Origin of the sequence: Novosphingobium sp. ZW T3_23, from assembly GCF_044987305.1 — a bacterium.
Classification (GTDB): domain Bacteria; phylum Pseudomonadota; class Alphaproteobacteria; order Sphingomonadales; family Sphingomonadaceae; genus Novosphingobium.
Genome location: NZ_JBJDRF010000020.1, coordinates 73,563 through 79,754 on the forward strand (window position 1 = coordinate 73,563; position 6,192 = coordinate 79,754).

The 6,192-nt window shown below is 64.4% G+C and carries 6 protein-coding genes; all 6 read left to right on the forward strand.

Features of this window, described 5'->3' with window-relative positions:
• Positions 1–46 precede the first annotated feature (46 nt).
• Positions 47–1,351: an MFS transporter gene (locus tag ACI3K3_RS12535; RefSeq protein WP_404914105.1), complete on the forward strand. Its 1,305-nt coding sequence runs from the start codon at positions 47–49 to the stop codon at positions 1,349–1,351.
• Complete coding sequence (locus ACI3K3_RS12540; RefSeq protein WP_404914107.1) at positions 1,348–2,274, forward strand: hydroxypyruvate isomerase family protein; 927 nt, start codon at positions 1,348–1,350, stop codon at positions 2,272–2,274. The genes ACI3K3_RS12535 and ACI3K3_RS12540 overlap by 4 nt, the downstream gene beginning before the upstream one ends.
• Before the next feature lie 16 nt (positions 2,275–2,290).
• Positions 2,291–3,118: a DUF1080 domain-containing protein gene (locus ACI3K3_RS12545; protein WP_404914109.1), complete on the forward strand. Its 828-nt coding sequence runs from the start codon at positions 2,291–2,293 to the stop codon at positions 3,116–3,118.
• The gene (locus ACI3K3_RS12550) at positions 3,115–3,684 is read left to right on the forward strand and encodes a gluconate 2-dehydrogenase subunit 3 family protein (RefSeq protein ID WP_404914117.1); all 570 of its coding nucleotides are present in this window, start codon (positions 3,115–3,117) and stop codon (positions 3,682–3,684) included. Before ACI3K3_RS12545 ends, ACI3K3_RS12550 begins: the two co-directional genes overlap by 4 nt.
• A complete protein-coding gene (locus ACI3K3_RS12555) occupies positions 3,681–4,526 on the forward strand; it encodes a sugar phosphate isomerase/epimerase family protein (protein WP_404914111.1) in 846 nt (281 codons plus the stop codon). Before ACI3K3_RS12550 ends, ACI3K3_RS12555 begins: the two co-directional genes overlap by 4 nt.
• 22 nt (positions 4,527–4,548) lie before the next feature.
• Positions 4,549–6,192 (forward strand): GMC oxidoreductase (locus ACI3K3_RS12560; protein WP_404914113.1); only part of this gene is annotated, 1,644 nt, incomplete at its 3' end.

Genomic DNA, 6,192 nt, shown 5'->3' on the forward strand with positions numbered 1-6,192 from the left:
AAACATCAGGCGGGGCACAAGAGGCTAGGGGGGAAGAGGATCGGACATGACGGGCGTAAACCGGCAAAGACTATTCTGGCTGAGCGTTCTGGCGCTCTTCACCGCGTCCATGAGCGCATCCCTGCGTGCCGCAGTCGCAAGCAGCCTCAAGGCGGAATGGATCGATCCCATCGCGCCGATCGCGGCGGGCGAGATGATCGGCGCGGCGCTGGGGTCGGCGTTCCTGGGCTTTTCGATCACCGTCTTCGTGGTCAGCGCCGTGCTGGACCGGATCGGCATCCGCCGGGTGCTGATCGGCTGCGGCGTGGCGTTCCTGATCGGAACGACCCTGATCGTCACGGCCGGGCTGTTTGCAACCGGCATGGCGGTCTACCATGTGGTCTGGCTGGGCATGCTGCTGAGCGGGATCGGCTGGGGCTTTGCCGAGGCCTCGATCAATCCGCTGACCGCCCGGCTCTATCCCGAAGACACGACGCACCGTTTGAATGTCCTCCATGCCTGGTATCCCGGCGGGCTTATCGTCGGCGGTCTGGCCGGTGTGTTCCTGGCGCCGCTGATGCCCTGGCAGGCGATCATGGCGCTGGTGTTCCTGCCCGCCCTCGGCGTCATTCTGATCGGCGCGACGACCCGGTTCCCCGAGCCCCCCGCCGCCACCGGGGATCGGACGACGAAGGACATGATGCTGGAAGTGGTGCGCCGTCCCAGCTTCTTCGTCTGGTTCGGGGCGATGTTCCTCACCGCTTCGTCGGAGCTGGCGCCGGGTCAGTGGATCGACGTCGCTCTCAGCAATCGGGTCGGGATGCGCGGTATTCTGCTGCTGGTCTACGTCAGCGCGCTGATGTTCGTGTTCCGCCATTTCGCCGGAAGGATTGCCGGACGCCTCTCCAATCCGGGGCTGCTCTGGGTGTCCAGTCTGCTGGCGGCGATCGGCCTGTTCCTCCTGTCGCAGGCCCAGTCGCCGGTTTCCGCGATCCTTGCTTCGACCGTATGGGGGCTCGGCGTCTGCGCGATGTGGCCGACGATGCTGGCTTCCGTTGCCGAACGCTATCCGCGCGGTGATTCCTGGGCGCTGGGGCTGGTTGGATCGGCCGGTGCACTGGCCAGCTTCTTCGTGCTGCCGCGTTTGGGCGAGATGTTCGACGAGGCGAAAGTGGAGATCGCCGGCGGACCCGAAGCCTTCACCCGCCTGAGCGGCGCCGCGCTACGCGCCGTGGAAGATGCCGCCGCGTCGCAATCCTTCGCCCGCCTGGCGTTCGTGCCGCTGACGCTGCTTCTGGTATTCGGCGCCATCTGGCTGGCCGAAAGGCGCTCCGGCCGCCGAACCGCCCGCATGGCGGAGGGCGCGGCATGAGCCTGACACGACGCTCCATGATCGCCACCGGCCTTGCCGCCGCCGCTGCCCCGGCCCTGTCGGCGGCTGCCCGAAAGGTCGGCGGTGGAGGCGGTTCCAACGCCGCGCACTTCTCGCTCGGCTATGCCCCGCACGAGGGAAGCTTCGCCAGCCGGGGCGGGTTGCTCGAACAGATCGCTTTCGCTGCCGATCAGGGCTTTCGCGCCTGGGAGGACAACGAAGCGCGCAAGCGGACGGTCGCAGAGCAGGAAGCCATGGCCCGCGCCTTGTCGCAGCGGAACATGACCATGGGCGTCTTCGTCGCTAGCATGCCGAAGTGGGCCGACTTCCGGCCGGTCCTGGGCAGCAACGACGATGCCGACCGGGACGCCTTCCTGGCCGATATCCGTAGCTCGATCGAAGTCGCGAAGCGGCTGAATGCCACGCATATGACGGTGGTCACCGGCTTCATGGACCGGAAGGTGCCGGAAGCGATCCAGACCGGGCGCATCATAGACTGCATGCGCCGCGCCGGAGACATCGTTGCGCCGCATGGCCTTGCGCTGGTGATGGAGCCGCTCAACACCCGGACCAACCACCCTGGCGTGTTCATGCAGTCGATCGCCCAGGGTTATGCGGTCGCGCGCGGTGCCGACAGTTCGGGCGTGAAGATCCTGGCGGATCTGTACCATGAGCAGATCCAGTCCGGAAACCTGATCCCGACGCTCGAAGCCTGTTGGTCGGAGGTCGGCTACATCCAGTTCGGCGATAACCCCGGCCGCAAGGAACCCGGCACCGGCGAAATCAACTATGCCAATATCGTGCGCTGGCTACGTGGCCGCAACTACACCGGCGTGATCGGCATGGAGCACGGCAATTCGCTTTCGGGCCGCGAGGGCGAGGAACGATTGATCGCTGCCTATCGGACCATCGACAGAACCTGAAGAAGGGAAGCAGAGGATGAAGTACATCCCTATCGGCATGGTGCTGGCGAGCGGTATCGTCGGCTGCACGCTGCTGGAAGCACAGGACAAGCCAGGCTTCAAGGACACGCCTATGCTGCCGGGCGGTCAATGGCATGTGCATGACCCCGACCGCCCCGCGCCGGCGGTGGTCACCCCGGCACCTGCTTCCGGTGGCGCGCCATCCGATGCCGTGGTGCTGTTCTCCGGCACTTCGCTCGACGCATGGCGCGGCGAACGCGGCCCGTGGACGGTGGAGAACGGCGTCATGACCGTCCCCTCCCGAGCGCAAAGCGGCGGCGAGAACAACCTGATCTCGAAGCAGGAGTTCGGCGACGTCCAACTGCATCTGGAGTTCCGCTCACCCAATCCGCCGGCAAAGACGTCCCAGGACCGCGGAAACAGCGGGATCTGGTTTATGCAGCGCTACGAGGTCCAGATTCTCGACAGCTACCAGAACGCGACTTATGCCGACGGCACGGTGGGCGCGGTCTATGCCTGGAAGCCGCCGCTCGTTAATCCCTCGCGCCCGCCGGGGGAATGGCAGAGCTACGATATCATCTTCGAACGTCCGCGCTTCGATGCGAACGGGGGGCTGCTTCGCCCGGCCTATGTCACGGCGCTGCTGAACGGGGTGCTGGTGCAGAACCATCAGGCCATGCTGGGCACCACCGCCTGGCGCAAGGTCGCCCAGTATCAGGCGCATGGCGACAAGGCGCCGATCCAGTTGCAGGACCACGATTCGCCGGTGTCCTTCCGCAACATCTGGGTTCGTCCGTTACCGGAAGAGGCTATCGCTCAGGATCTCAAGGGGGGAGCACGATAATGGATCGCAGAAACGCGCTTGCGGGCATGGTTGCCCTGTTCGGCGCCCAGGTATTCGCCCCGCTCGCCCGTGCCGCGGGGCTCGCACCCGCAGGCGCCATCCCGGTGATCGACCAGGGCGTTCCCAGCCTCCAGGTCTTCACGCCCTATCAGCGCGCGCTGATGACGGTGCTGTGCGAGAGGATCATCCCGACCACCGACACTCCCGGCGCGATCGCGGCGGGTGTGCCGATGTACGTCGAGAAGCTGCTCGCCGACTGGGCCGTGGCCGAAGATCGCGAGCCGATCCTGTCCGGTCTGGCGGAAATCGATGCGCGCAGCTGGCAGGACTATCGACTTCCGGCCGTAAAGGCCAAGCCCGAGCAGCAGGACGCCCTGCTGACCTTGGCGATGAACGATGAACTTCCCGATGGAGAGGAGTTCTTCAAGGCGTTCCGGCAGATGGTCGTGGTGGGGTACTACACCTCCGAGATCGGCATCACGCAAGAGCGCGAATACTTGCCCGTCCCAGGCGAATACAACGGCGCCTTTCCCTATTCCCAGGTCAACAAGGTCTATTCGGCATGATCGTAAATCGTCGTTCCCTGATGTTGGGCGCTGGCGGCGTCGCCGCGCTGGCGTCGCAGCCTTTCCTCGCCGGTATCGCCCGTGCCGCGCAGATCCGCAGCATTGGCCTGCAACTCTATACGGTGCGTGAACTGTTCTCGGCCGATCCGGTAGCGACGCTCGAAAAGGTCGCGAAAGTCGGCTACCGGGAAGTCGAATTCGGCGGCGGCGGCTACGATACCATGGACCATGCCCTGCTGCGCAAGACGATGGACCGGTTGGGCCTGAAGGCGCCATCCATCCATGTCGGCTACGACGCGCTGCTGGACAAATTCGACGCCAGCGTGGCCATGGCCAAGACGCTGGGCGCGGAGACGGTCGTGCTGCCCTATATGGTGGACAAGTATCGCAACGCGGCGGCATGGGATGCCGCACTCGTCAATATCAACCGCTTCGGAGAGCAGTTGAAGGCAGCAGGACTGGGCTTCGCCTACCATAACCACGACTTCGAGTTCACGGTGAAGCCGGATGGTGTCAGCCTGTTCGACCGTCTGGTGAAGGCCTGCAACCCGGCGCTCGTGAAGATCGAACTCGATCTCTACTGGGCGATCCATGCCGGGCAGGATCCCCAGGCCCTGATCCGCAGCCTGGCCGGGCGCATCTACGCCTATCACGTCAAGGACATGAAAGCCGATCGCAGCATGACGTCCGTGGGCGCCGGGACGATCGACTTCGCCTCCATCTTCAAGCTCAACGGTCTGGCCGGGGTGCGGCACTTCTATGTCGAGAACGACCAGTCGCCGGCGCCTTACCTGCCCGACATCACCAAGAGCTTCGAAACGCTCAGCGCCCTGCGCTTCTGACCATCGAACGGGAGATAACACCATGGCTTCCACGGACAGGTTCGATGCGATCGTCATCGGCTCGGGCATCAGCGGAGGCTGGGCCGCCAAGGAACTGACCGAAAAGGGTCTGCGCGTGCTGATGCTCGATCGCGGGCACATGGTCGAGCATGGCGAGGGCTACACCTATGACGGCAAGCCCGCCTACGAAGTGCCCGCCCGCAACATCATGCCGGACGGGCTGAAGGAAAGCGACTACTTCATCGCCCAGCACGGCTATGTCGCGCCCAGCAACCAGGCTTTCTACAACAACGACCGGTTGAACCCCTACGATTACGAGGGTGGCAGCAAGTTCTACTGGATTCGTCCGGCGGCGGTCGGCGGCAAGTCGCTGATCTGGGGACGCTGGAGCTTTCGCTGGAGCGCCGCCGATTTCGAGGCGAACAAGCGCGAGGGCATCGGCGGCGAGTGGCCGATCGGCTATGACGATCTGGTGCCCTGGTACAGCTATGTCGAGAAGTATATCGGCGTATCGGGATCGCGCGAGAACCTCGATTATCTGCCGGACAGCGAATTCCAGCCGCCGATGCCGATGAACATCGCCGAGGAATGGATGAAGGGGAAGCTGGAAACCGCCTTCCCCGGCCGCAAGATGATCAATGCCCGCCTGTCCAACCTGACCGAGGACAAGCCGGAACAGAACCGCTCCAAGTGCCAGGTGCGCAACCAGTGCGGCAACGGATGCTCTTTCGGGGCCTATTTCTCGACGCAGGCGGTCACTCTGCCGGCGGCGCGTGCGACGGGACGCCTGGAGCTGCGGAGCGACGCGGTCGTCACCAATCTCGAATACGATCCGGCCACGAAAAAGGTGACCGGCGTTCGCTTCATCGATGCCAAGACCGGGCAGGCGGAAGTCGTGCGCGCCAGGGTCGTCTTTCTGAATGCCTCCACGCTTGGCTCGGTGCAGATCCTCATGAACTCGCGCGCCGAGGGCCGCGAGCGAAGCCACTTCGATACCAGCGGCACGCTGGGCCGCTATGTGATGGACCATATCTTCCGCGTCGGCGTGAAGGGCGATATCCCCGGCATGGAGGAATTCATCGAATATGGCCGCCGCCCTGGCGCGATCTACGTTCCGCGTTTCCGCAACAACGGCAAGGACGAAGATCTCGGTTTCCGGCGCGGCTATGGATATCAGGGCGGCGCCTATCGCGAGCCTTCGAAACCGGTCGGCTTCGGCGCATCGATGAAGGAGGGCATGCGTCGTTACGGCGGCTGGAAATTCCAGATGGGCGCTTTCGGCGAATGCCTCCCTTACGAGGATAACCGCGTTTCCCTGAACCCGGACAAGGCGGACCGTTTCGGCCTTCCGCTGATGCGGTTCGATGTCACCTTCCGTGACAACGAGCTGCGCATGATGGCAGATGCCCGCGAGCAGGGCGAAAAGATGCTGCGTGCGGCCGGGCTCAAGAACGTCGAGAGCAAGGTGAGGGAGCACGTGCCGGGCGACGCCATCCACGAGATGGGCGGCGCGCGGATGGGCGACGATCCCCGCGCGTCCGTGCTCAACAAATGGAGCCAGGCCCATGACGCCTCCAACCTTTTCGTCACCGACGGTGCTCAGATGGCATCGATTTCCTGCGTCAATCCGTCACTGACTTTCATGGCGCTGACGGCGCGCGCCGTC

Bases quoted from the DNA above. Each gene is read 5' to 3' on its own strand.
- ACI3K3_RS12535 (WP_404914105.1), top strand. From the start codon at position 47: ATGACGGGCGTAAACCGGCAAAGACTATTCTGGCTGAGCGTTCTGGCG.
- ACI3K3_RS12540 (WP_404914107.1), top strand. From the start codon at position 1,348: ATGAGCCTGACACGACGCTCCATGATCGCCACCGGCCTTGCCGCCGCC.
- ACI3K3_RS12545 (WP_404914109.1), top strand. From the start codon at position 2,291: ATGAAGTACATCCCTATCGGCATGGTGCTGGCGAGCGGTATCGTCGGC.
- ACI3K3_RS12555 (WP_404914111.1), top strand. From the start codon at position 3,681: ATGATCGTAAATCGTCGTTCCCTGATGTTGGGCGCTGGCGGCGTCGCC.